Source organism: Chryseosolibacter histidinae (assembly GCF_018598225.1).
In the GTDB taxonomy this organism is placed as follows: Bacteria; Bacteroidota; Bacteroidia; order Cytophagales; family Cyclobacteriaceae; genus Chryseosolibacter; species Chryseosolibacter histidini.
The window spans coordinates 16603-42742 of the sequence record NZ_JAHESF010000007.1 but is presented as its reverse complement, the minus strand read 5'-3'; the positions used below and the strand labels follow the sequence as shown (position 1 = coordinate 42742).

Genomic DNA, 26140 nt, shown 5'->3' with positions numbered 1-26140 from the left:
TTAAACTTCTAACTTTAAACTTCTAACGTTGTATTCTAAATCCCGACTTTTTTGAAGCTCACGGCAGACAACATCCAGCTCTCGGCTACAGATCTTTCCAATCACCTCGGCTGTCGGCACCTGACGGAGGTGAACCGGTTGGCCCTGGTAACAGGCGCGAAACCTTCATGGATCGACCCGGCCGTTGCTGTTCTTGCCCAACGCGGCATGGAACACGAAAACGCTTACGTCAGTTACCTGAAGGCGCAGGGGCGTACCGTTGTAAGTCTCCATGGACAGGGACACCAGGCCACAGTAGCGGCGATGCAGCAAGGCACCGATGTTATTGTGCAGGCTGAGCTGGCGCAAGGGCAGTGGGCCGGCCGGGCGGACATACTATATAGAGTGGATGTGCCGAGCCAACTGGGAGGCTGGTCGTACGAAGTGCAGGACACCAAGCTTTCGAGGAATACCCGCGCAGGCACCATTCTTCAGCTTTCGCTGTATACCGATATCGTTCACAGCATCCAGGGTGTTGAGCCGGAATACATGTACGTGGTAAAGCCTGGCAACCCTTTTGATATCGAGCAGTTCAGGTTTGCGGACTTCAAAGCTTACTATCGTCTTACACAACGGTCGCTGGCCGCCGTGATCAATGCTGAACCGTTACCAACTTACCCCGAGCCCGTGGAGCAGTGCGGCATCTGCAACTGGTGGAAGGAATGTGACAAGAAGCGTCACGACGATGATCATCTTTCCCTCATCGCAGGCATCCGCGCCATGCACATCGGCGAGCTGAAGAAACACGAGATCAGCACGCTGGAAACTTTTGCACGAAGAGATAATCCCCTGCCTGCAAAACCCGAACGGGGAAACATCGAGACCTACAATAACATTCATGGGCAGGCGAGAATCCAGCTGGAAGGCAGGCTGCAGAAAGCGTTGCTTCATGAGCTGTTGCCCGTAGCAGCCGGACGTGGTTTTGCGCGACTGCCAGAACCTTCAAAAGGTGATATTTATTTTGACATCGAAGGCGATCCCTTCTTCGATCAGCTCGGACTGGAGTATCTGTTCGGCTATGCGTTCGCCAACGAAAAGGGTGAGCTCACCTATGAGAAGCGCTGGGCAAAGAGCAGGGTGGAGGAGAAACGTGCCTTCGGTGAATTCATGACGTTTGTGATGGCACGGCTGAAGCAATACCCTGACCTTCATATTTATCATTTTTCACCTTACGAGCCTTCTGCCATCAAACGTCTCACGGGCCGCCACGGCATTCATGAGGCCGACCTCGACTGGCTGCTGCGTGCCGAGCGGTTTACAGATCTCTATGCAGTGATCAGGGAGAGCATGCGCGCCAGTGTTGAACGTTATTCGCTGAAAGACCTTGAGCAGTTTGCAGGTTACACCCGGAAGATCGAGTTGCACCAGGCAAGCTCCGCCCGCAGAACTGTGGAGTTTGCGCTCGAGCTGAACGATCATGCTTCGCTCACCGGAGAGATCATTGCCCGCGTGGAAGAATATAACGCAGACGACTGCTTTGCAACCGAAGCCATTCACCGATGGCTTGAAAAATTACGCGCCGACTCAATGGCCAAAGGAAACGTTATTGCAAGGCCGGAGCTCAAGACCGGAGAAGCTACCGACAACGTTGAAGAGCTGCAGATCAGGGCCAAGTCGCTCTTTGAAGGACTTACCCAGGACTTGCCTGAAGACCGCGGCACGTGGACGGAGCACCACAAGGCGAAATGGCTGCTGGCCAATCAGATCGATTATTTCCGCAGGGAAAGCAAGAGCGCCTGGTGGGAATTCTTCCGCCTTCATGAGATGAGTTACGATGAGTTGATCGATGAGCGCAAAGCCATTGCCGGCCTTCAATACATAGGCGATGTTCCGCTGACGGGCAGAAGCAAACTTCCCATCCATCGCTACAGCTACCCGCCGCAGGAAGTGGGCATCGGTGAAGATGACGCTCTGCACGAGGTGATGGGCAACAAGATCGGAACGGTACATGCCCTCTCGCAGGAACAATGTATTATAGACATCAAAAAGACCGGCGAGAGTCAGAACATCCATCCAAAGCACGTGCATGAAGAGGAAGTGGTGACAATAGAGCCGTTGGCTACTGCGATCTTTGATGTTGCCTTCACGGTGATCGAAGATGGTCTCGAGATAGCACCTTACCGTGCCACCAAAGACCTGCTGCTCAAGAAAGCACCCAGGCTTGCCACGCCGGCAAATGGTCCTTTGCTGAATGCAGGCGAAGATGTGCTGGAAGGTGCTATCCGCATTGCCTCACAGCTGAGGCACAGTGTGCTGGGTATCCAGGGCCCTCCGGGATCGGGAAAAACCCATACCGGTGCCATGATGATCATCAGTCTGGTGCAGCAGGGAAAACGCATCGGCATCACGGCCCCTAGCCATAAGGTGATCAGGAACTTATTCGATAAAGTGCTGGAGCTGGGCGCCAAGCAGGGCGTTCCTGTAAAGCTTGTGCACAAATCCAAAGACAAAAGCGAAACATTACCGCCAGGACTGGAAGAAGTGACCGATACCAAGAAGGCCCTGAAAACACTGGACGAAGGAAAAGTAGTGGGCGGCACTGCATGGCTGTGGGCGCACAACGATGCACGCGAAACGCTGGACTATCTTTTTGTGGATGAGGCGGGACAGATGTCGCTGCCCCACGTGCTGGCCGCATCGCGCTCAGCGAAAAATATTATTTTATTGGGAGATCCACAGCAGCTGGAGCAACCGCAGAAAGCTTCACACCCTGAAGGTGCTGATGTTGCCGCGCTCACCCACCTGCTGGATGGTCACAAAACAATGCTTGAAGATAAAGGGATCTTTCTGGGAGTCACCCGCAGGCTGCATCCGAGCATCACTACCTTCACCTCTGAGCTTTTTTATGAGAACAGGTTGCGTGCGCTCACGGGCCTCGAGAGTCAGCAGATCTCCGGCACACCCTCGTTTACCGGCGCGGGACTGTTCTATGTTCCGGTGCGCCACACTGGCAATCAGAATAAGTCGGCGGAAGAGGTCGATACCATTGAGAAGATCGTTCACCAGCTTACCAATGGCAACGTGGAGTGGACTAACGACAAGGGGCAGCGCGCGAAGGTGACAGCCAACGATATTGTGATCGTGGCGCCCTACAATGCCCAGGTGGCTGCGCTCGCTGAAAGGCTTCCGCAATGCAGGGTGGGTACGGTAGACAAATTTCAGGGACAGGAAGCCGCCATCGTGATCTATTCCATGACCAGCTCCACCTCGCAGGATGTGCCCAGAGGTATGAACTTCCTTTACAATCCCAACCGGTTGAATGTTGCCACAAGCCGTGCACGGTGTGTGTGTATCCTGGTGGCATCAGACCAGTTGCTCGAAGCCGATTGCAGAACCGTGGATCAGATGCGGTGGACCAATGCGTTGTGCAGGTTCAGGGAATTGGCTACGGTGGTGACGATCTGATCGATCCCTCCATCTCAGCGAAGGATCGATCAGAAAAATCTATGCTTTACGATCGGCGCCCTGGCGTTCGAGCATCCAGGCAGGATATTCAGGTGTCAGCTTGCTGATCTCGTCGAGCTTCTGCAGATCTTCGGGTGTGAATCTCACATCAACGGCTTTCAGGTTATCGCTCAGTTGGTCTGGCTTTTTGGCGCCTATGATCACCGTTGTGACCGCTTTCTGGTGCAGGAGCCAGGCCAGGGCAAGCTGTGCCACGGAAGCATTTTTATCTTTGCTCATGGTTTGAAGCACGTCGATGATGTCGTATGCCTTTTCTTTGTTCACGGGAGGGAAGTCGAAGCTTGTTCTGCGTGACCCTGCTTCTGCCTCACCGGTGCGGGTAAACTTGCCACTGAGGAATCCGCCGGCAAGCGGGCTCCACACCATCAATCCCACTTTCTGATCGTGCAGCAGGGGAATGATCTCCCGCTCGAGGTCTCTTCCCGCAAGGGTGTAATAGGCCTGAAGAGAAACAAATTTCGACTTCCGCATATAGTGCGAATAGCTGAGGCCCTTCATCAAATGCCAGGCGGCGAGATTGCTGGCGCCGATGTAACGTACTTTGCCGCTCTGCACGAGTGTGTCGAGTGTATCGATGGTGTCTTCCAACGGCGTGAGGGCATCGTAGCCGTGGATCTGGTAAAGATCGATGTAGTCAGTATTCAGTCGCCGGAGGCTGTCATCTACCTGTGCGAGAATGTGTTTTCTGCTGAGGCCGACCTCGTTGGGGCCTTCACCCATTTTGCCTCTTACCTTGGTGGCGATGACCAGGTCGTCGCGTTTCAGGCCGAGGTTCCGGATAGACTTGCCAGTCAATTCTTCTGACAACCCGATGGAATAAACGTTTGCCGTATCGATAAAATTGATGCCGGCGTCCACAGCACTTTTCATCAGCTCGTCAACAGCCTGTTGTTCCAGGGTGCCGATCGCTGTCCAGATGCCGCGTCCGCCGAAGGTCATCGTTCCCAGGCAAAGCTCGGAGACCTTCAGCCCGGTGTTTCCCAATAAATTGTACTTCATGAAAATGATTTTGATTAATATGTTCAGTTTGCGTTTCCCTGCCGGATCGGTCAGATCCTTCATAATAAAGTCGCAAATACACAGTCTTTTATTGTTGTGCTGGATCTGCAGGAACCAGGCATTACAGTTCCCTTAACCAATTTCGCCGTAATAAAGTGGCTGAAGAGAAACTAATTCATTGGGAAGTGAGCGTGGCGATTAATAAATGTTTAACAATCAGCGTAGAACACCTGACGCGCTGGCCTCTGCCGTGGACTGTCGTCTGTGGACCGTCGACTCTTTCACCACCCCTTCGCATGCCTTGGTAGATAACCGAAGTGCTTCTTGAAGGCCTTTGTAAAATTATGAGGCTCACCATAACCGACCGCATGTGCCACTTCAGCCACGGTGCACCCTGTGTCGCGTAACATCCGGAGGGCGTAATTCATTTTCAGCGCATTGAGGTAGGAGAATACGCTGGTGCCGAACAATTGTTTGAATCCCTTTTTCAGTTTGAAGTCATTCAACCCGGCGTGCCTGGCGATGGCCTCGAGGGTAAGCGGTGTGAGCAGCTGGTCCTGAACGTACTGCCGCGCTGCGTATAGCTTTTCCGTGTCGCCCGGTTTCAATGGTGTGTATTTCCTGTTGATGAGGAGCTCTGCCTGTTCGGCCTGAAGCAGGTAGAGGTCGAGGATCCTGGATTCGTAGAACAGCTCGCGCAGGTGGCCGGTATAAGCACATTGCTGCATGTCGCTGATAATGCCGCGCTGCTCCGGTGTGATCGGCATCGCATAAGGAAGGATGTGGGCAGCTTCTCCTTTTTGTGCCTTATCCCAGAATCGTTTCAGGCATTCGAGCTCGTTGGCCAGCAGTCGTGAGAAGAACGATTCGTAGAGGATGATGCCAAAATTCTTCTGTGCTGTTCTGCTCATGACATAGTACCCATCGAAGTGAGGTGTGTAATTGAGCGTATGCTGGGCGCCGGTCAGGGGAAACTCGCGCCCGCCGTGCCTGGCTTTCGATAACCAGCGGCCTTCCAGCGAAAAATACATGTTCAGCACAGGCTCTTCCTGGAGCTCGCGGATCCGCACTTCGTTGGCGGGACTGCTGCTGGCGGAATACAAATGCGCCCCGTTCAGCTTGCACTCATGAAGCACGATCTGTGCTGCGGCACCACGATCATCGATATAGCAGAACTCACTTTTTTCCATAAGCGATGTATCCCTATATGAATTGCTCATAGGCCTTTGTTTGTGTTTTTTAAAATGGTGAAGAGAAGACTGCAAGTTACCAAAAGAAAACTTTTTTGAAAACGCGACTTCGAAAATTGCTTTTTAATCCGCTTTGCATTGATCGCGATCCGTTTTGCATGGATGCATCTACCCGCACCTGCTTCATCTTTGTGCGCTATAAAAACATCATCACGTCAATTTCACTTATGGTCATGGTATTCAAAACTTCTGTACAGACAACGGCCGAGGTACGCAACCTGGCGCCTTTGCTCGATCACACGGTTGGTGGCAGGTGGAATTTCGATCTCGATGACTGCGACAAAGTGCTGCGCATCGAATGCCCGCTTTCAGACCGCGATACCGTGATCGCGCTCCTGGAGCAGCAGGGATATGCGTGTGCGGAGCTCAGGGATTGATCTAACGATTAACGACTTAAACAAATCTATATATATGCAGGAATATATTGTCATCCAGGGCGCCCGTGAGAACAACCTGAAGAACATCAGCCTGAAGATCCCCAAACGTAAGATCACCATCTTTACGGGTGTATCGGGCTCGGGAAAATCGTCCATCGTGTTCGATACCATCAGCACGGAAGCACAGCGGCAGCTGAATGAGACATTCACTTTTTTTGTCCGCAACCTGCTGCCCAAGTATAGCCAGCCCGATGCCGATGTCATCGAGAACCTTTCCACTACCATTGTGATCGATCAGAAACGCCTGGGCGGAAACTCACGCTCAACGGTAGGTACCATCACCGATGTTTATTCTTTGCTCCGGCTGCTGTTCTCCCGGCTGGGCCATCCGCATCACGGCTATGCCTATGCTTTTTCGTTCAACGATCCGGGCGGTATGTGTCCCGAGTGTTCGGGCATTGGCAAAAAGGTGGGACTCGACCTTGAAAAATTCCTCGATACCTCAAAGTCACTGAACGAGGGCGCTATCCTGTTCCCGGTATTTGCTGTCGGAACCTGGTACTGGAACAGTTACGCTTACTCAGGCCTTTTTGACAGGGATAAGAAACTGAAAGATTACAGTGCTGAAGAGTGGGAAATGTTTCTTTACGGGAAAGATAAAAAGTTCGATCTGAAGACCGAAGCGGGCGCGTTTAAGATAACGTATGAAGGTGTGGTGGAGAAGTTCAACCGGCTTTATATCAAACGCGATATCAGCGCACTGGCAGAGTCCACACGCAAAAAGCTGGAGCCCTTTATGTCGTCTTTGCCGTGTACAGCATGCAAGGGCACGCGCCTGAACCAGTCGGTGCTGGCCAGCAGGATCAATGGTTACAACATTGCAGATTATACGGCTATGGAAGTGCGTGCGCTGGTCAACGTAGTGAATACCATCAACCATCCGGCCACGGCCACAGTCGTCAACGGCATTGTTACACGGTTACAACATCTTGTTTCTATCGGCCTGGGATATCTTTCTCTCGATCGTGAGACCACCACACTGTCAGGGGGAGAGTCGCAGCGTATCAAAATGGTGAAACACCTCACCAGCAACCTCACGGATATGATCTATGTTTTCGACGAACCGAGCATAGGGCTGCATCCGCGCGATGTGCACCGGCTGAATGAGCTGCTGCGCAAGCTTCGCGATAAGGGTAACACGGTGCTGGTGGTGGAACACGATCCGGATGTTATAGCCATCGCTGATCATATTGTCGATGTCGGTCCGCATGCCGGCACGCGCGGTGGTCAGATCGTTTTTGAAGGATCTTTCGAGGAACTTCTATCGGCGCCGACGCTCACGGGCAAGTACCTGAAACACGTTACACCGCTGAAGAACAGTTATCGCATTTCCGATGGATGTATGGAGATCAAGAATGCTTCGCTTCACAACCTCCGGCAGGTAACAGTCAATATTCCGAAGGGTGTGCTCACGGTGGTTACCGGTGTGGCTGGCTCGGGTAAGAGCTCGTTGATCAATCATGTGTTCCTGAAAAAACATCCTGACGCCATTGTGATCGATCAATCCGCGGTGAGCTCATCCATCCGCTCGAACCCGGCTACCTATACCGGAGTGATGGATGACATCCGGCAGCTGTTTGCGCAGGCCAACAAAGTGAGCGCTTCGCTGTTTAGCTTCAACTCGAAAGGCGCTTGTGATAATTGCCAGGGCATAGGTTTCATTTACACAGACCTTGCTTTTCTGGAGCCCATCAAAACGCCGTGTGAGATCTGCAATGGAAAACGTTTCAAAGAGGAGGTGCTGCGGTATACCTTCAAAGACAGGTCCATCGCAGAAGTGCTGGCCATGACCATCAGCGAAGCGTTGCAGTTCTTTGATAAAAAAGAGCTGAAGCACAGGCTGCAGGCCATCCACGACGTAGGTTTGCATTACCTCACCCTTGGGCAGCCTTTGAGCACGCTCTCGGGTGGTGAATGCCAACGCATCAAGATCGCCACGGAGCTGCACAAACAGGGCGGCATCTATGTAATGGATGAACCTACCACGGGACTGCACATGTCTGACATCGGCCTGCTGATGCGCATCATCAACCGCATGGCCGACCAGCAAAATTCCGTGATTGTGATCGAACATAACCTCGAAGTGATCAAACAGGCAGACTGGATCATAGACATGGGCCCCGATGGCGGGAATAATGGTGGCCAGGTTGTCTTTGAAGGAACCCCGGCACAGCTCATAGAAGCAGATCACTCCATCACGGGAACGTTTCTCCGGTCAGCGATCGGGCAATGATCAATTATTCCCGGTAGGCAAAAAGTGAGTTCGGCGGGTGCAACCCTTCACCCTGAGTGGACCGACACAGCATCAACCGGAAAAGTATCTGCCTGAGCGTGATGGTCAGTTTTTAAAATCAGCCGGCGTCTGCTAACTTCGACCATGGCCAAAAAACAACCTGCTTCCGATACGGATAAAACCATTGATGATTTTCTGCGCGGAAAGTCACCCCAGACAGTGGCGCTGTTCCATCACTTCACACAACAATACAAAGCGCTGGCAAACGTAACGTTTCATCCAGCCAAAACGATGATCGGCGTTGCCACATCCCGCAAACGCATCGCCTACATTACGCAGCTCGGTAAAGATTTTATTCATGTGGTCTTTCCCTTCGAAAAGCCTTATGATGACAATTTATGTTTTCAGAAGATCGCACAGGTGCCGGGGGAGCAGCAATACAATCATCATTTTCGGATGTATGCAAAAGAGGACCTGAACGAAGAAGTAAAGAAGTTCATGCGGTTGGCGTATGAACAGGGAAGCTGATTATGCTAAAGTTTGATCCACTGGTATTTGCTGGCGATGGCGATGAGCTCGGTGGATGAGAGTGTATTGTAACGACTCATCATGTTCTTGCGGTGGGTTTGCACGGTCATTTCGCTGATGGAGAGGATCTGCGCGATCTGCCGCGAGGTATTTCCCCGGGCCAGGAGCTCGAGCACTTCCTTTTCCCGTTTGGTAGGTGGGGTCGGTGCATCCGGATCAACCTTCGTTCCGGCGTCTGCCGCGATCAGCACCATCTCCACTGTTGCCAGCAGCTGTTTTGCTGTGAAAGGTTTGATGAGGTACGCCGAGGAATTGGTTTCAGCAGCCTGCTTCAGGGTTGCGCTGTCTGAGAATGCCGTGAGGTAGATAAAGGGTACGGCAGACAGCGCCGAGATCTCTTTGGCCAGCTCGATGCCGGTGACCTTGTCTTTGATAAAAACGTCAAAGATGATCAGGTCCGGCGCGTGTGCCCTGAAAAGGTCCAGCGCTTCGGCCCTGTTTTGCGCAGTGCCGCATACGTTGTAACCTTCTCCTTCCAGGATCTCTGCAATGTGCTCGGCCGTGAGCAGCTCGTCTTCCACGATCAGGATCTTTTTCATAACGGCGCGTCGAAGGTTAGCTGGAACACGGCACCCTCGGCGTTGCTGACCGAGAAGGAGCCGTTCAGCTGCCGCGTCAGTGTCTGGATCAGCTTCATGCCGAATGATTTGCGCTGGTCGCTGGCGGCGAGGTCTTGTATACCCGGACCGTTGTCGCGCACCAGCAGCTCGATCTTGCTGTCGGATATTTTTTTCAGGCTCACTTTCAGCTCGGGGTTTTGAACGCTCTGAAAAGCATGTTTGAAGGCGTTGATCATAAGCTCATTGATGATCAGCCCTATCGGGATGGCCAGGTCAACGTCCAGCTTCCGGGCCTGCGTTTCGATGTTGCTTTTGATGATGCCTGCATGATATCCGAACGATGCGGCCAGCGTCTGGATCAGCGCCTGAAGGTATTCTTCCATATCTACGCCGCGCAGGTTGTCATCGATGTACAGTTTCTGGTGAATGAGTGACATCGCTTCGATCCTGCTTTGCCCTTCCCTGAGCGCCGACCGTGCATTTTCGTCTGTCACCCTGAACGATTGCAGGCTCAGCAGGCTGCTGATGGTCTGCAGGTTGTTCTTCACGCGATGGTGCAGCTCGCGGATCAGCAGCTCGATGTGGTCGTTCTTCTGCTTCAGCTGTGCGGCCGACTTCCGTTTGATGCTATAATGCTGAATATAAATGCCCAGCAAGATCAGTGTGAAGACCAGCGCAATGGCAAGACCCCACATCTGCCTCCTGCTTTCCTGTAGCTGAAGGGTTTTGATCTCGGTCTCCTGTTGGTTCAGTCGAAGCTGGTTCTCTTTTCGTTCGATCTCGAATGCCGCCTGCAGCTTTACCAGCCTGTTCTCTACTTCGTCGTTGATGAGCGAATCGCTCAGGCTCAGAAACTCATTCCGGTAGTCCGCGGCTTTTTCGGTATCGCCTGTAAGCTCATAGAGCGCCGAAAGGTTGTATAAGGTTTCCCGGATCGCAGCGGCGCCGGTGGCCTTGTACAGTTTGAGACTCTTGAGCAGGTACTCTTCTCCTTTCGAAGACTGGCCCAGCTTGGTGTACAATGTGCCGATGTTGGAGTAGATGTTGGCCAGGTCGTCTTTGCTCTGCAGCGACTCCCGGAGCTTGAGCGACAACATGTAATAATCGAGGCTTTTCTCGTACAGCTTCTGGTCGCGAAAAAGATTTCCAAGGTTCACGTAAGACTGGGCCATGCCCGCCTTGTCGTTCGCCTTTTTGCGTACCTCGAGCGATCTTTCCAAATAGAGCTGTGCGCTGTCAGTCATGAACTTGCGCGCATAGCTCACGCCCATATTGTTATAGATGAAGGCCAGCGATCGGGGATTCTGGATACTCTCTTTCAGCTGCAGCGCCTTGTACAGGTACTCGAGCGCGAGGTCGGGCTGCTTCATGGAGCTGTAGATGTTGGAAGTGTTGATGTATGATTGCGTGAGCCCGTTCCTGTCTCCTGATTTCTCTTTGATGCGGATGGAGAGCAGCTGGTTGTCGAGCGCATCCTGGTAATTGCCGGTGATAGCGTGCGCGTTGCCGAGGTTCATGTAGAGCACGGCCAGGGTGGTCTCGTCCTTGTTGCTACGGGCCATGGCAATACCTTCCGTATAGTACTTCTTGGCCTCGTCGTACTGTGAGAGATTTTTATACGCCACCCCGATCTGGTTGTAAGCGTTGGCCACCTGGTTCTCTTTCCCGTCTTTGATCCTGAGCTCGATGCATTGCTGGTAATGGGTGATGGCCTCACGGAACATTCCCTTTGCGTTCAGGTACCTGCCGATATTGAAGTGGGCCGTAGCCCAACCCGGGAGGTATTGCCTGCTTTTGGCCATGGAGAGGGAAAGGGAGTCGAGCCTGATGGCCAGGTCGTTCTTGCCCTGCCTCAGGTAAACGGTTGAGAGGCGAAGCATGGCGTCGATCTCTTTCAATGTGTCGCCTTCTTCCTTGAAGATGTTAAGCGCTTCCTGGAACCTGCCAAAAGCCGCCGAAGGATCTTTGCCGATCTCCACGTCACCCACTTTCATCAGGAGGGTGGCGCGTTGCAGGTCTTTGGCGTCTTCAAGCGCGCGATATAACGAGTCGGTGTTCTGGGCTTTTGAAAAAGAGCATAAAAACAACATCAGCACAAGCTGCAGGCAGGCTTTCTTCATCGTTCAGGTCTGTGGATAGGAATTAAATTGAAAGATATTTATTAACATTGATTTAAGCAATGAAGCGTAAGGTTGTAAAGATAAATCAACCGATTACCGGTTGTCTGCCCGGCGTAGGAAGAAAGGCCAGACCGCATTATCTTTGAAAAGCAGAGATCAATAAGCCCATGCACACTACGAATTATTTCAACGCATTTATTGAAGTAGCGGAAGATTGCCCCGTGAAGGCTGCGGAGATCCCGCCCCAGAAAGAGGAGAAAACGGTTGCGGCGCTGCAATTCGAGCTGGTGGTTGACAACCCTTATAAATTTACATCTGACGATCTGATCTTTCGTGTTCATGCCACCAGGAACAAGATTAATGGCAAGGCTGCGCTGGACGCCGAACGTGAAAAATTCTTTTCCAAAGGTCAGGCCTGCCTGAGATCGTCTCCGCTCACCAAACGGTACGGCTGGGGTGTGCACAGCGACGAGAAAGGCCGCGTTGCCATCTACCCGATGGAATCGGCCGAATACAAGAAGTTGTCAAAAGACAAAAGCCTTGCGCACTTTAAGGCGATGCGTTCAAAGCGGGGGTAGAATTTTTTAACAAAGCCCCAATCGCGATTCAAAGTTTTTCACCCAGCAGTATCATGTTGGTTACCGGGTAATCCAGTTTTAATAACCCGGTAGCCGTCTGCTCAAAAAGCACCACTTTTCCTTTTAACCGGTTCTCCACGATCCACTCGTTGGTATAAGCCCTTGATTCCGCAGCGACGGTGAATCCTGCCTGCTCAAGATTTTGTTTCCATTCGCCGAGATCCCAGAAGCAAAATGTTTCATGCATTTCGCTCTGCCAGTTGTCGATGTAGTCTTTCCGGCTCATGAATTCGCAGGCATCTTTCAGTGTTAACTCGATGTACACCTCGTTTTCTATTGTCACTTCTTTGTAGCGCACGAAATAACCTTCCTTTTTTCTGAAATCCATGGCAAACCGGAGAAACCTTCCGTAGGTCGACAGATCTTTCAGATAAGCCTTCAGCGCTTCACGTTCTGAAAATGGCTTGTCATAATCATTATTTCTTCCGTCAGAACGATTCAGCTTCATCAGCACGATCTTTTCTTTATTGGCGGGCGCTACCACGTCGCGGTTGATCCATACACCACCGCTGGCCAGTTCCAGGTAGCGATTGCGGATGAACTGCAGAAGCTCGCTCCGGCTGCCATAAGATTCGATCTCGTGCGTGAGCGACGACGTGTGAATGGTATGCATAGAGTTGGCTTCAAAAACCAGCCCCGTGACAGCGTTGCGTTGTGAGAAGAAAACGAATGGATTGGCAAATTCGCCGTTGTGCTTGCGCTGATGGCAGATGTCGAAGAGGTGCCTTGCTACTTCAATCCCGTAGAAATCGGATTCGCGGAAACGATCGTCTTTGCAGGCCAGCTTGATCCATGAACCCACGGCGCACCCGATGTCTCCGATGCGGCCCGCTTTTACATAAGACGCTGTTTCCGTGTATTTCAGCTCGGCGATCTCATCCATCTGCCGTACGTAAGTGTTATAGTCGCGGGTAGTGGTGATGTCGCCATCGTCGCTGATCATGGTATCGCGAAAAAGTAATTTCACCTTATCGCCGAGCTTGTACTTTTCCCAGAGCTCACGTGAGGCGGGATGCACATTCCGGACGATGTCGGCATTGTTGCTCCAGGCATCGTCACCCGCTATTTTTTCAACCAGGTCCCAGGGTAACGGGCATCGGTATGACCACGTGGTGCGGTCGGCTAGTTCTGCAGGAAGGATCTTAAAGCCCAGGGCTTCGTACATGGCCAGTACCGGCGTGGAACAAAGCACAAGTGTATTGTCAGGTGTAAGGTCAAAAAGGCCCTCACTTTCATGGCGTACCCTTTTTAAGGTGTAGCTGGCAAAGTTTGAAAGGTTGCCGACATCGTCAACACCGTAGATGAAGGCCGGAACATTCAGCTCGCGTGCAAACTCCTGGATGGCGAGTGCCCTGAGATAAAAGGGCAATGGATTTCTGCGGGTGTTGCTGTGGTTGGCGGATGTCACCGCGAAAATAATAGCGGTTACTTTTTCAGTTACCGCCAGGGGTTTTGCGTGAAGATCAGTATACCCATTGAGCTTTCCATAGATGATCGAATGAAGATATTCAAACTGAAAATTCGTCAGGATCTGGTGGCGTCCGGGAAAAAGTAAATACATCGTTACAATTTTTCCTGGTAATATCTTCTTCTTCGGCGAATCAGAAAAATCTTTTGGCAACAATTATCCCAATTGATCCCAAACATGTATTGATCATGTATGGTCTGTATTTTTTGGTTGCAATTTTTGCGCCAGCAGCAGGTCGTAAACCAGTTTCCAGTCCGTCAGCGGATCGAAGCCCGCTTTGTCTTCGAATAAGATGTTAAAATAGAATTTGCGATCGTAGTGGCCGTAAGCACCTGCACAAACGTCCGGATTCTCGTTCACATACTCGAAGTGTATTCCATGCCCTTCGAAGTACTTCAGGTATTCCACGATCTCGTGCGGATAAGAACAGGTGTAAAGGATCAGGACAATATCGCTGCGCTTGCTGAGCAATTGCATCACCTCCTTCACATGGGGATAGAATTTGGTTGAGAGCACGCCCGACTGAAAAGTAGGATAAAGCATGGTGCCATGAATATCGAAAGCCCAGTAAGTTTTAGCCCATCCTTTGATTGCGGCATTCTGTAAGCAGTTTGTGATGGCTTTTGTGATCATGAGATTACTTGCCTGTTTGTGTATTTTATACGCAAATAAAGACGATATGTTACAATACACGAGGTTAGTTGTGTGATTTTTTACCGGACCCTGATGTTCTGTTTCACAAAAGTAAAAGTAGACATTCGTGCGATAAGACAAAACCCGGAAGAACAGGAACGAAAGGCCTGTTCATCCGGGTGCCGGGATCAGCCTAATTTGTCTTCATCCGTTCTTTTGCCCGTTCCCGCATTTTTTCTTTCATTTCTTCTTTGTTGCTTTCATAGGTAGCATACTGGGTGGAGGTGAGCACCCGTTTCAATTCTTTGTCTTTCTCCTGGCTGACACCTTTGACACGTTTCAGCTTCTGAAGCCTGCTACCGCCACCGTTGTAAGCATCCTGCATTTTGCGGGCATACTTCAGGTTGATCTCCTGCACCTGCGGCAACTGGTTTTCGGTGAGTGTAAGCGTTTGTTTCATGTGGTCGGTTTGCATCTGCGCGCGTTCTTCGGGCGTTGTGCTGGTCATGAACGCTTCCATTTTTTCCTGTGCGCTGGCCATGGGCGCGATCGATGCGAAACATACGATGAGTACTGCTACTGCTGTTTTCATGGTTGATCAATTTTTATAATTTGTTTACTCCCGCAAGTAACGGCGTGATGCATGCCGGCGATCTGAAAACCCGGCCGAGCCTGAAAAAAGCAATGCTGAAGCTTACGCCCGCGACCTTGAAATATCAGCCTTTCATCCATTCTTTGAATTCCGTAGCCCTTGCCTTGCTGATGAGCACAACATCTTTGGACGGCGGCGAAAGCTTGAGCGAAAGCCTGCCATTAAAATAGAATCCGATCTCCTTGATGGCAGACCTGTTGACAATGAACTGGCGGTTTGCCCTGAAAAACTGCCTGCGGTTCAGCTTCAGCTCGAGATCTTCTATGGTGTGCTCCATGGGATAGACCTCGTGCTTATGGGTACAGCCGTGAACGAGTCCGTTGCCGATATAGAAATAAGCAAAATCCTGGTCCGCTACAGGGATCAGTTTGTCTTTATAATGGATTAAGAACGTAGCCGTTTCCTGGTGGCTCTGCAACGAATCCATGATGCGGCGCATGAGCGTATTGCTGACGTTGCTTCTGCTGAGCTTTTTATATTTTTCAAGGCTGAACCTGAGGTCCTGTTCTTTGATGGGTTTCAACAGGTAATCTATGCTGTTCACCTTAAAGGCCTCGATCGCGTATTCGTCGAACGCGGTGGTGAAGATCACGGGGAAATCGATCTCCGATTGCCTGAAGATCTCGAACGACAATCCGTCTTCGAGCTGAATGTCAAAAAAGCCGAGATCGGGATGATCGTTTGCGGAAAGCCATGCCAGGGTTTGTTCAATGCTGGTGAGGGTAGCGATCACACGTATATGCGGCGCGATCTCCTCCAGCAACAGCCTGAGGTTGTCAGCCGCGCCGGCCTCGTCTTCTACAATTATTACCCGGCTCTCGTTCATAGTAGCGGAAGTTCGATCTCAAAATAATGGTCGTCTTTGCTGATGGTGATGTCGCGGCTACCGATGATCTGGTATTGCTTGGAGAGGTTGGCAAGGCCGATCCCATAACCAGGTAACGCTTTTTTCGGCTGAAGATTGTTCCTCACCAGCAGTGCATGGTTCCGCGAGATCACTTCCACCTTCAGCGGATTCCTGACAGATACGAGGTTGTGCTTGATGGCGTTCTCCACGGTGAGCTGCAGGGCAAACTGGGGAATAGACCTGGCGAGACATTGCTCATCGACCTGTGTGATGATGCGGAACCCGTCACCGAAGCGCTTTTTGATCATGAATACATAAGAGTCCATAAACTGAAGCTCGTCTTTCACCGTCACCAACCGGTGCTCGCGTTTTTCCAGCACATAACGAAAGGTCTCTGCAAGATGATCGACAAATGACAGCGCTTCTTTGCTGTTGGCCCTGATGAGGCCGCTCAGTGATGCCAGCGAGTTGAACAGGAAGTGTGGATCGATCTGCGCTTTCAGGGCTGTGAGCTCGCGCTGCGCATGCTGGTGTTGCAGGGTGAGTATGGCTATCTTGTCCTGCCGCGACTTCTCCACCAGCTCAACCACGTACGTGACCAGCATCACGATGAGCGCAATACCCGCATTGCGGAACAGGTAGAAAATGAAAAATGCGCGCCATGCTTCTATCACAAAGATCCTCGTGGAGATCATGATCAGAATGGCGCATGAAATAATGACGAGCAATAAATTGAAGCCTACATTCAGCAGCTTTCTGAAGAATTCGTTTTGCACGGGCAACAGGGTGCGCTTCCAGAAGAAATTGTAAAAGAAGAACAACATGCTGGTGAGCAGGATGGTGACGAAAAGAAAGGCCACCCGTGTACCCGGCGCATTCTGTGATGCATTGTAACCTGCCAGGCGCGCCTGTTCACTCAGCGCGATCCAGGGCAGCGAATAAAAAATTGCCAGTGCAAAGGAAAGGCAGAAGATGATCCTGTATTTGCCATTCATGGTGCACCAAATATCGCAATATCGCGCCTGATTGTCAGCGTTTCCAATGGCAGAATGAGAAGCTTCAGGCCTGGGTTTTACAGTTTCAGTTTTTTTTGCCACATTCTTTGTGTTGTTTTTGTGTCTTAGTGCCTTTGTGATTGCAAAGAAGTTTGAAGTATGCCTTGAGAGAATTCGCCCAGCATTTGAGAAGCTTCAGGTAGAAAATCGGGAACATCCCGGCCAAAACACGTTAGCCTTGCCGTACAGTCGTCAGACCACTGCAAGCGCGCTGGCTCCGTGCGCAGTGGTCCGACAACTCTTCGAAACCAACTTTAATTCAATGACAAACCCAATTGTAAACCTGTTTGCTTTTTTGTCTCTTCTCCTGTTCGTGCATTGTGATGGCAGCGATCCCGCGATCCCGGAAGATCATCGGTTTTATGAAACCATGATGGTGGATGGACGCGCGAGAACTTATCTGCTGAACCTTCCGCCTGACTACTACAAAACAAATGAGGACCTACCGCTGGTCATTGGGTTGCACGGGACGGGTGGCAATGCGGGCCAGTTTGAACGTGACTACGGGCTTACAGAGAAAGCAAATAGCGCCGGTTTTATTGTGGTATATCCCGAAGGCATTCGGAGCAATGGCGTGCTGGGGGTGAGAACCTGGAACGCCGGCCGCTGTTGCGATTTCGCCATGAAGAACAATATCGATGATGTGCTGTTCATCCGCACGCTGATCGATAAACTGGTGTCAACGTTCCGGGTAGACGCGAAACGGGTTTATGTAACCGGCATGTCTAACGGAGGTATGATGGCGTACCGGCTGGCCTGTGAGATGCCGGAGAAGATCGCCGCCATCGCCGCCGTGAGCAGCACCATGGTGGTCGCTTCACCTTGCCATCCCTCACGCCCTGTTCCAGTATTGCACATGCATTCCGTGCTGGATGCCAAGGTTCCGTACAACGGTGGTAAAGGCATCGGCGGATATTATTTTCCACCCGTTGATTCTGTGCTGGGAGCCTGGTCTGCTGCAAATGGCTGTGCGGTACGTGACGAGATACGCAACGATGACGATCGTTTTAAACTGACCGAATGGTTGAACTGCACCGATGATGTGATGATACAATACTATCTGACCCGCGATGGCGGTCACGCGTGGCCTGGCGGACAACGGAGCGGCAACTGGGGTGATACACCTTCTACAGTGATCAACGCCACCGACCTGCTCTGGGAATTTTTTAAGCAGTTTGAGGCGCAGTAGAGTCTACGGATAACCCTTTGAGGGTTGTGCATGTGTTAGTGCCGATTAGATAATGCACTACCTTTTGAAAAGCCCTCAAAGGGTTGATCCGTCCGTGGACCGTGGTCTGTCGACCGTGGACTCTTCAGTTACACAAAGAATTCTTCCGATACGATCTTGCCATCCTTCACCTGGTACACACAGACCTCGCCCATCTTCATGCGGCCCTGGCCTTTCATGGTTAGATCCATGGTGTTCTTGAAAGCGATGACGTTGTCGGTCACCAGCGGTTCCGATACTTTAATATCGTGTACTTTTTCAACCATCGCCTCGAACTTGCGACCCTTTTCCAGGATGTTGTCAAGTCCTACCGTTTCCTTTTCAAAATTTTCGGTAGCATAAGGTTCGATGCTCTTCACATCGCGTGCATACAGCTCCTTCTGGGCGCTTTCATAATCACCCTTTCTACAATACTCCACCAACCGGTCAGCAATTTCATGTGTTGTCATACGCATTATGGTTTTTAATATCAGACCCAAATATTTATGCCAGGACCAGTACGAGGTACGAAATACGAGGTACGAAGTAATGCAAAGCGATATCTATGATCTGGACTGCACGTACTTCGTATTTTGTACCTCGTACCTATTTAATATCGGTCCCAAAATGCCGGCGGTTCAATGCCCAGTGAACGGAGATACACGTATCCTTGTCCGCGGTGGTGGATCTCGTTATCGATAAAATAGAATATCGACCAATACACCGGCCCTTCGTACTGGCCGAATACCTTCACCGTTTCATGGAACCGCTCGGGTGTGATCTTGGGAAACAGCTCGTTGATCTGTGCGGTCGCTTCATCCCACAGCTTGAGCAGCTCGGCGCGGGTGGTAGCCTTGAAGCTTTTTTCTACGTCGCTGTAATTGTCCCACTTACCGGAGATCATACCCTTGATGCCAGGACCGGCCATGGTAAGCATTTCGATCACCAGTGCGGCAAAAGGACGCATTCCGCCAATGGAGTAGGTAAAAAGTTTATCCTCCGGAAAAGCTTCGATCATTTTGCGGGTTAACCGGCGGTGCCCCTGCCACTGTGCCAATAAAATTTCGGATGAGATCACGGGAATCTGCTTGGTTTCAAGAACTGAGTTTTCCATATACTGATGTTTTAGTGTTGAATTGTTGTGTTACAAAGCAAACACCGACCTGTGACAGCCCTATGTCAGTATGGGTTGGGGGGTGAAAATTTATTTTTTGGGCATGCTGGCGGCGTGGTCTGTTGGAGGAGTGGGCTTGTTAATGGAAGGGGGGCTTGTTGGTGAAGAACACCAACAATGGCGAGGGAGCACACCAACAATGGCACGGGGGGCACACCAACAATGGCGTGGAGATGGCATGTTGAAGGCATGTAAGATTTTATCATAAAAAGCAGTTTTTGCCTTTTGCCAAAGATTCAAAGAAAGTGAAAAATCAGTATCAATACGGATATCAAAACCTGCGTTCAGCCCGGCCGGTAGTACAATTATACCAGCGTGTATAGTAGAATAGTACTATGGGGTGGTTGTATTTCTGCAAAACAGCACCCCGGAGCGTTGGATAAGATATGGCGCCGCTTCGTCTAAATCACCTTGGCGCACCCCGCTAAATTTACCACTGTTAATTTTTAACCCCATGAAACTGAAAAACATTCTGACCTACTGTATTGTACTCTACCTGGTGACGGCCTGTAACAGTGCTGGCGACCAGAAAACAGCAGAAAACACAACCGCGGAAGGCGAACCGGTAAAAATGGCCACCATCCTGAACGATGATGGTTGTTTTGAAAAGAAAATGGAGCAGTGGTTTACGAAATTCAATCAGCTGCAGAATGAAGGACATACCATGGAAGAAGCTCACCAGGGCGCCATTGCTTCGGTAGCGCTCGAGTTTGAAAACTGCAATACCGATCCCATCGCTATATCGGAACAAGAAAACAAATAGTTGGCTTTAGCCGGAAGCTGCCAGAGTAGTTTCCGGCTTATTTTTTCGGTTTGGCACCCATATAAAATGTGATCTTCCCGCCATCCATGATCTCTGCGTGGGTCAGGTAAAGCCTCTTCAGCACAACGCCGTTCACTTCCACTTTTTGCACATAAACATTTTTGTCGCCCTGGTTCCTGGCTTCGATCGTCAGCGTGTTTCCGTTCTCGAGCTTCAGGGTTGCGTTTTGTACGGCAGGACTTCCAATAGCGTACTGATCCGAGCCAGGTGCCACCGGATAAAACCCAAGCGAGCTGAAAATATACCACGCGCTCATTTGTCCGCAGTCGTCGTTGCCACCGAGGCCGTCGGGTGAAGCCTGATATTGTTTTTTGAGGATCATGCGCACACGTTCCTGTGTTTTCCAGGGCTGGCCCGCCCAGTTGTAGAGATACGCAACGTGATGGGCAGGCTCATTGCCATGCACGTAGTTGCCGATGATGCCTTCGCGGGTGATGTCTTCCGTCTCTGCAAAGAATTTGTCGGGCAGGTACATGGTGAACAAAGAGTCAAGATGCGTTACAAAACGTTTCGGGCCTCCCATCAGCCTGATCATGGCATCTGGGTCATGGGGAACATACAGGCTATAATTCCAGGCGTTGCCTTCAATGAACCCCTGACCGTGCGTGCTCAGCACATCGAATTCTTTCCTGAAGCTTCCGTTGGCCAGTCGCGGCCGTGTGTATCCGATCGAGGCATCGAAAACATTCTTCCAGTTGGCGGAGCGTTTCATGAACTCGTCATGGATCTCCTGTCGTCCGAGCTTCTTCGCCAGCTGTGCGATGCACCAGTCGTCATAAGCATACTCCAGCGTCATCGATACGGACGAAGCATTTTTTTCATCGGGCACATAACCCATCGCCATGTAGGAATCGAGTCCGCCGTAAAATTTCTGTCGCGCAGTGGTCACGCAGGCATCCAGTGCCTTCTGCGCATCAAAGCCGGCATTGCCCTTGATGGCAGCGTCGGCGATCACAGAAACGCTGTGATAGCCGATCATGCACCAGTTCTCGTTGGCGTGATGCGACCACACCGGAAGCATGGGGTGTACACTTTGTTCGTAGTGCGCGAGCATGGACTTCACCATATCTGCATTGCGCTTAGGCTGCAGGATATTGAAGAGCGGATGCAGCGCGCGATATGTATCCCACAGCGAGAAGGTTGTGTAGTTGGTAAAGTCTGCCGCAGTGTGGTTCAGCTGGTCAAGACCGCGATAGCTGCCGTTCACATCCATGTAGGTGGTGGGACCCAGAAAAGTGTGATACATGGCCGTGTAAAAATTGATCTTATCGTCGCGTTTTTCAGTGTTCACGGTTACTTTAGACAACGCCTGATTCCACAACGACTGTGCTTCTTTTTTTACCCGTTCAAAATCCCAGTGCGGAACTTCGGCCTTCATGTTCTGTAATGCTCCTTCCGTGCTCACAGGCGAGAGCGCGAATTTTATTTTCACTTTTTCACCTGCGGTTGTTTTGAAATCGAAATACATCCTGATCTGGCGTCCTGCAGTCTCCGGGAAATTTTTCCGCTGGTCGAACTTGCCCCAGAAGCCTTTGTACACCTGGGGCTTCGAGTAATCCATGTTGCCATACTGGTAGAAGGGTTTTGAAAACGACATGGCAAAGTAAACGGTACGGGTGCGGGCCCATCCGGTGGTCTGTCTGTAGCCGGTGATCAGGGTATCATTCTCTACCCGCACAAACGTCCAGACATTTTTATCCTCATAATTATAAATTCCGCTGATCAGGTCGAGGATGATGTGCGATCGATCGGAAGCAGGGAATGTATATTGATGAAAGCCCACGCGGTTGCTGGCGGTAAGCTCGGCGGTGATCTGGTGATCGTCGAGCAACACTTTATAGTAGCCAGGCTCTGCCACTTCGTTCTGGTGCGAAAAGACTGACCGGTAACCCTTTTCAGGATGTGCTTCCGTGCCGGGGTTCAGCTGAAGCGCACCTTCCGTGGGCATGATGAGGAAGTCACCGAGGTCGGAGTGTCCCGTTCCGCTGAAGTGTGTGTGGCTGAAGCCTACAATGGTGGGGTCGTCATATTGGTAGCCTGCACAATATTTATACACGGGACCATTGTATTTGCCCTGGTGATCGTACAACAGCGTATCGGTCTCGGGGCTGAGCTGCACCATGCCGAAAGGCACCGTGGCACCGGGATAGGTATGGCCCATCTTGTGTGTACCGATGAGCGGGTTCACGAACTGCACCAGGTTTCCGTCGGGTTGGTTTTGTGCGATGCACAGTGCGGGAACGATGAAGAGGCAAAGGATCAGACTTCTTTTCATAAGTGGTAATTGGCGCCAAAATACACAAGTTCACGCGATGGTCAATAAGCAGCATGAACAAGCCGGCCTGGCCTCTGAAAATCACGTGTCTTTGCCGGATGCATGGCTTCAAAATTTTAACCCCGGTTATCAAACATGGCTTTAATTCTATATTTTTCAGACAAAATTATGCTGATGAATACTGTTCCCGCGGCGCATCGCCCTTTCCATGCCGGATCCATGTTCCTTATTGTATCACTGCTGGCGTCATCGTGCTGGTCTGGCAACGACGCGAAAGAGGAGCAGATCCGCTACGAAACGTCAGACGCCGCGACAGACCCTGCTGACACCACGAATTCGATCAGCGGCACCGGTCAGATCCCATCCAATCCGCAGAAAGTAGTGCTCACCGGTCTTCAGCAACACCGGCTTGTGACGGTATACAGACAGGATACCGTGTCCGGTAGAACGTATTACGATGACTACTACGACGAACGTGACCCACACTATATGCCAGGCCTCGACCTGATCCATGGATATCACCTGCTCAGCATCGCCCATTACGACATGACAACGGAGAAGCTCGATCGCCTGTTCGATCATCCCGTGCTGGTGAAGTCGTTATATTATCCATCCTTCATCCAGGACTCATTATATGAGAAGCCTGTGAACCGCGACTATTACCTCGTTTCTGTTTATGATGCGGATAGCAATATGGATACGCTGATCAATAAAAAAGACCTGCGGAGGTTTTATCACTTCAATGCCTCGTGTACCGAAAGGACGCAGCTGATCCCCGCCGACTATTCCGTGGAGCGTTCTCAGTACGATCCCAGAAACGATGTGATGTTTATCTTTGCCAGGCACGATGCCAATCACAATGGTGTTGCAGAAAGAAAGGAGCCACTGCACGTCTTCTGGCTCAGCCTGAAATCGCCCGCCCCCGCGAAACGTTTATATTGAGTTTGTAAAAGTTTTGACAAGCCGCCGGTAACGTTTCCCATTTCCGATTTGATAAAAAGTGCTTCCCTTTACTTTGGCTATGTGCTAACTTGTGAAGCCTACTCGCGATGTTGTGACAGGTCGCGCAGGCAGGGGGTTATCCCATCAAGGTATTTAATCTGTTTATCCTGTAAATCCTATGAATCCCGGTTGTATATCAGGTAAAAAACAGTTCGACACCCAGCAGCTGGCGGAGGATGTGCTGATCGAGCTGTGGACCCGGAACGAATACGCTGCCGGTCAGGCTCCCATTGCCGTTTACAAATGTGACGACTGCGGCTATTATCACCTCACTTCCCGCGAGCCCATGAATGAAAAGTTGACGCAGTTTCTCGCCAGCGGCCAGCTCAAACACCAGCGAGAAGCAAATAGGTGGATTGATAAATTCAAGCGGAAGAAATAAGGTACAAGATACGAGGTACGAAGTACGGGTTAACGGCTTCGTATTGTGCTATTGTTAAACGACGCTGGCCGTGGATTCAGCAGCAATACAGTAAAGCCCCTCAATCGTACCTCGTAAATCGTACCTCGTACCTTCTCAAAGTCGTAATTCCCCCTATTTAAAGTCGCAATTACAACCCTGCCAGGAAGAAGCTTTCGTGTACTTTTGGATCATGATCGCTGCACGCATAGGGCGTGGGCGGAAAGTTTAAAAACAATGAGTCAAAGCACACAGATCAAACTACGACAGCTCTCCGTGATCACCGGGGCATGGCTGGTTGTTGGTTTTCTGATGTCGCTGTATGACCACCTCCTGCTACATACGCATAACTCGCTTGGGCCTTCTGCTGAATATTCGTTTCTCTTTTCATTGGCATTGAATTCGGGTTCGGCATTGATCGGCGCCATGCTGGGAGGTTCGGCCCTTGTGTTTTATGTCAACGTGAAGTATGCTGACAAATCGTATGGATACACCGTGCTCGCCGTGAGCTTGTGGTTTGTGATGGTCATTCTCATTATTGTTACCGTGCTGGGCGCTGTTTCTGTACCTATCCGCACCGGCCGGCCACTCTCCGATCCTGTGGCTGTTGAAGCCTTCCGGGATTTTTTACTCGACAGCTCCCGCGCCAAAAACATCATGACCTGGTTTATGGTGGTGGCCGTTACACAGCTGCTGCTGCAGATCAACAGCAAGTTCGGGTACGGCGCCTTCGGCAACATCATCCGCGGCAAATACAACACACCCCAGGAAGAGAACAGGATCTTTATGTTCCTCGACCTGAATGAATCCACCACCATGGCCGAGCGGCTCGGCGATGAAAAATATCACACGCTGTTGAAGGATTTTTTCGCAGACATCACCGATCCCATCCTCGAGAACAAAGGAGAGATCTACCAGTATGTGGGCGATGAGGTGATCGTGGCCTGGAAGCAGGAAGACGGTCTCAAGAACAGCCAGTGCGTGCAGTGCTTTTTCGATATCAAACAACGCATCAGTCAGATGAAAGACAAGTACCTGCACCGTTACGGACTGGTGCCGTCATTCAAGGCTGGCATTCACTGCGGAAAAGTGATGGCGGGTGAAGTAGGCATCATGAAAAGGGATATCACGTATTCCGGCGATGTGCTGAACACAACGTCCAGGATGCTGAGCATGTGCAAGGAGTTCAACGCCGAAGTGATCTCATCTGCGGAGCTTATTGCCAAGCTCTGTCTGCCGGGCCATTATGCAGCGCGGCCACTGGGCTCTATCAAGCTGAGAGGAAAAGAAAAAGAAGTGCTGTTGAGCGCCCTGCAACCCATCATGGCAGCCTGACGCCCAACTTGAAACCTTAAACTTTAAACCTGAAACTTCAAACCTAGTACTTTCTGCCGTAGATGAGCACGTCTTTCAACATGTTCTTGGCAAAAGCGTATGACAGGCCTTTGTCTACAAACGATTTTTCAGGATCGGTAGCGAAGAACGATGCCGCAGAAGGCACATTGAGACCCCATGATCCTGAAGGTTTGAGCTCGCCTGGTGTGATCACTACGGCGTGTCCGATGCCTTCGGCGTTCATGTAAACGGCAACCACTGCCTTTTTTGCATTGGCATAATCCTGTGCTGTAGCCAGGGTGGTTTGTTCGTATGAATGGCCCAGCAGCGTCCACTTGTCACTGTCTTTTAAATAAGAGGAGATCTCGCCTGCAGCCATGAACCTGCCGAGCTTCTGAGAATAAAAATCGTTGACCCTGTAAACTTTGTTCAGCGACTCTCCGATAAAATTGACGCACTTGTTGCCCTCGGGCGAAGTTTCCTTACATTTTAAAAACTGCTCAAGCGAAGCAGACAGGTCCTGCCTCCAGTTGCTGTTGAGGCTTTGCCCTGACACTGCCGAAGTAAAAAACAGCAATGCTGCCACACCGTAGAATTTAATGACACCCGAGGTGTTATGAACTGATCTCATAAAATTGATTTTTCAAACTGCAAGATAAACGATGGCCGTTTAGCGCGCAGCCGGCAAAAGGCTTAAATAACCGCCTTGTGTGTTATATGTAAGATAAGCGGTTATAAAGCAAAAAACTGTGAGGCCGGCGCCACCATACCCTTCATTGCTTGATGATCGTCTTTTTTTTGCCAGGTTGTTTCACCTTCCGTGGTGCTCAAGTTCATACAGGACGGTTGCAACGGATTGCATATCGTTGATGACTAGTGCTTCCGTAAATAAAAAGGCCTTGCATGAGACCGGATAAGGATCGATATTTAAATTTTCGGA

General features: G+C 50.8%; 23 protein-coding genes. 10 read left to right on the top strand and 13 right to left on the bottom strand.

The window, feature by feature from the left end:
* Positions 1-51: 51 nt before the first annotated feature.
* Positions 52-3444, top strand: coding sequence for a TM0106 family RecB-like putative nuclease (locus tag KK083_RS08855; protein ID WP_254162612.1), 3393 nt, complete (start codon positions 52-54; stop codon positions 3442-3444).
* 39 nt (positions 3445-3483) lie between these two features.
* On the opposite strand, the gene KK083_RS08850 is transcribed toward KK083_RS08855, so the two are convergent.
* Together KK083_RS08850 and KK083_RS08845 are read right to left on the bottom strand one after the other, a co-directional pair.
* Positions 3484-4503, bottom strand: coding sequence for an aldo/keto reductase (locus KK083_RS08850; protein WP_254162610.1), 1020 nt, complete (start codon positions 4501-4503; stop codon positions 3484-3486).
* Between the two features lie 281 nt (positions 4504-4784).
* Positions 4785-5723, bottom strand: a complete 939-nt coding sequence (locus tag KK083_RS08845; protein WP_254162608.1) for a helix-turn-helix transcriptional regulator — start codon at positions 5721-5723, stop codon at positions 4785-4787.
* A gap of 128 nt (positions 5724-5851) precedes the next feature.
* Here KK083_RS08845 and KK083_RS08840 point away from each other — a divergent pair, with 128 nt between their 5' ends.
* The 3 genes from KK083_RS08840 to KK083_RS08830 all read left to right on the top strand — a co-directional run bounded on the left by KK083_RS08840 (position 5852) and on the right by KK083_RS08830 (position 8951).
* The gene (locus KK083_RS08840; protein WP_254162606.1) at positions 5852-6130 is read left to right on the top strand and encodes a hypothetical protein; all 279 of its coding nucleotides are present in this window, start codon (positions 5852-5854) and stop codon (positions 6128-6130) included.
* A 34-nt stretch (positions 6131-6164) separates the two neighbouring features.
* Positions 6165-8423 carry an ATP-binding cassette domain-containing protein gene (locus KK083_RS08835; RefSeq protein WP_254162604.1) on the top strand — a complete coding sequence of 753 codons (2259 nt, stop codon included), beginning with the start codon at positions 6165-6167 and terminating at the stop codon, positions 8421-8423.
* A 144-nt stretch (positions 8424-8567) separates the two neighbouring features.
* Positions 8568-8951 (top strand): DUF5655 domain-containing protein, encoded by a 384-nt coding sequence (locus KK083_RS08830; protein WP_254162602.1) that lies wholly within the window; start codon positions 8568-8570, stop codon positions 8949-8951.
* A gap of 5 nt (positions 8952-8956) precedes the next feature.
* Here the strand turns inward: KK083_RS08830 and KK083_RS08825 are convergent, their stop codons facing one another.
* Together KK083_RS08825 and KK083_RS08820 are read right to left on the bottom strand one after the other, a co-directional pair.
* Positions 8957-9550: a response regulator transcription factor gene (locus KK083_RS08825; RefSeq protein WP_254162600.1), complete on the bottom strand. Its 594-nt coding sequence runs from the start codon at positions 9548-9550 to the stop codon at positions 8957-8959.
* Positions 9547-11691: a tetratricopeptide repeat protein gene (locus KK083_RS08820; protein ID WP_254162598.1), complete on the bottom strand. Its 2145-nt coding sequence runs from the start codon at positions 11689-11691 to the stop codon at positions 9547-9549. The genes KK083_RS08825 and KK083_RS08820 overlap by 4 nt, the downstream gene beginning before the upstream one ends.
* Before the next feature lie 167 nt (positions 11692-11858).
* Between KK083_RS08820 and KK083_RS08815 the strand changes: the two genes are divergently transcribed.
* Positions 11859-12269: a DUF6157 family protein gene (locus KK083_RS08815; RefSeq protein ID WP_254162596.1), complete on the top strand. Its 411-nt coding sequence runs from the start codon at positions 11859-11861 to the stop codon at positions 12267-12269.
* A 28-nt stretch (positions 12270-12297) separates the two neighbouring features.
* Here the strand turns inward: KK083_RS08815 and KK083_RS08810 are convergent, their stop codons facing one another.
* The 5 genes from KK083_RS08810 to KK083_RS32645 all read right to left on the bottom strand — a co-directional run bounded on the left by KK083_RS08810 (position 12298) and on the right by KK083_RS32645 (position 17026).
* Entirely contained in the window at positions 12298-13890 is a 1593-nt protein-coding gene (locus KK083_RS08810) for a class I SAM-dependent methyltransferase (protein WP_254162594.1), read from the bottom strand.
* A 93-nt stretch (positions 13891-13983) separates the two neighbouring features.
* On the bottom strand, positions 13984-14430 hold the full coding sequence (locus KK083_RS08805) for a hypothetical protein (RefSeq protein WP_254162592.1): 447 nt from the start codon (positions 14428-14430) through the stop codon (positions 13984-13986).
* A 193-nt stretch (positions 14431-14623) separates the two neighbouring features.
* Positions 14624-15022: a DUF4890 domain-containing protein gene (locus tag KK083_RS08800; RefSeq protein ID WP_254162590.1), complete on the bottom strand. Its 399-nt coding sequence runs from the start codon at positions 15020-15022 to the stop codon at positions 14624-14626.
* Positions 15023-15146: 124 nt separating this feature from the next.
* Positions 15147-15908 (bottom strand): LytR/AlgR family response regulator transcription factor, encoded by a 762-nt coding sequence (locus tag KK083_RS08795; protein WP_254162587.1) that lies wholly within the window; start codon positions 15906-15908, stop codon positions 15147-15149.
* Positions 15905-17026: a sensor histidine kinase gene (locus tag KK083_RS32645; RefSeq protein ID WP_254162585.1), complete on the bottom strand. Its 1122-nt coding sequence runs from the start codon at positions 17024-17026 to the stop codon at positions 15905-15907. Before KK083_RS32645 ends, KK083_RS08795 begins: the two co-directional genes overlap by 4 nt.
* 220 nt (positions 17027-17246) lie before the next feature.
* Between KK083_RS32645 and KK083_RS08785 the strand changes: the two genes are divergently transcribed.
* Positions 17247-18173 carry an extracellular catalytic domain type 1 short-chain-length polyhydroxyalkanoate depolymerase gene (locus KK083_RS08785; protein WP_254162583.1) on the top strand — a complete coding sequence of 309 codons (927 nt, stop codon included), beginning with the start codon at positions 17247-17249 and terminating at the stop codon, positions 18171-18173.
* A gap of 128 nt (positions 18174-18301) precedes the next feature.
* Here the strand turns inward: KK083_RS08785 and KK083_RS08780 are convergent, their stop codons facing one another.
* On the bottom strand, positions 18302-18661 hold the full coding sequence (locus KK083_RS08780) for a SnoaL-like domain-containing protein (protein WP_254162581.1): 360 nt from the start codon (positions 18659-18661) through the stop codon (positions 18302-18304).
* 140 nt (positions 18662-18801) lie between these two features.
* Positions 18802-19305, bottom strand: a complete 504-nt coding sequence (locus KK083_RS08775) for a DinB family protein (protein WP_254162580.1) — start codon at positions 19303-19305, stop codon at positions 18802-18804.
* A gap of 514 nt (positions 19306-19819) precedes the next feature.
* Between KK083_RS08775 and KK083_RS08770 the strand changes: the two genes are divergently transcribed.
* A complete protein-coding gene (locus KK083_RS08770) occupies positions 19820-20128 on the top strand; it encodes a hypothetical protein (RefSeq protein WP_254162578.1) in 309 nt (102 codons plus the stop codon).
* Positions 20129-20165: 37 nt separating this feature from the next.
* On the opposite strand, the gene KK083_RS08765 is transcribed toward KK083_RS08770, so the two are convergent.
* Positions 20166-22463, bottom strand: a complete 2298-nt coding sequence (locus KK083_RS08765; RefSeq protein ID WP_254162576.1) for a GH92 family glycosyl hydrolase — start codon at positions 22461-22463, stop codon at positions 20166-20168.
* A gap of 135 nt (positions 22464-22598) precedes the next feature.
* On the opposite strand from KK083_RS08765, the gene KK083_RS08760 reads away from it, so the two are divergent.
* The 3 genes from KK083_RS08760 (at position 22599) to KK083_RS08750 (ending at position 25200) form a co-directional block, all read left to right on the top strand.
* A complete protein-coding gene (locus tag KK083_RS08760) occupies positions 22599-23405 on the top strand; it encodes a hypothetical protein (RefSeq protein WP_254162574.1) in 807 nt (268 codons plus the stop codon).
* A 178-nt stretch (positions 23406-23583) separates the two neighbouring features.
* A complete protein-coding gene (locus tag KK083_RS08755; RefSeq protein ID WP_254162571.1) occupies positions 23584-23847 on the top strand; it encodes a hypothetical protein in 264 nt (87 codons plus the stop codon).
* A 255-nt stretch (positions 23848-24102) separates the two neighbouring features.
* Positions 24103-25200 carry an adenylate/guanylate cyclase domain-containing protein gene (locus KK083_RS08750; RefSeq protein WP_254162569.1) on the top strand — a complete coding sequence of 366 codons (1098 nt, stop codon included), beginning with the start codon at positions 24103-24105 and terminating at the stop codon, positions 25198-25200.
* 43 nt (positions 25201-25243) lie between these two features.
* On the opposite strand, the gene KK083_RS08745 is transcribed toward KK083_RS08750, so the two are convergent.
* Positions 25244-25831, bottom strand: a complete 588-nt coding sequence (locus KK083_RS08745) for a hypothetical protein (protein ID WP_254162567.1) — start codon at positions 25829-25831, stop codon at positions 25244-25246.
* Positions 25832-26140 lie beyond the last annotated feature (309 nt).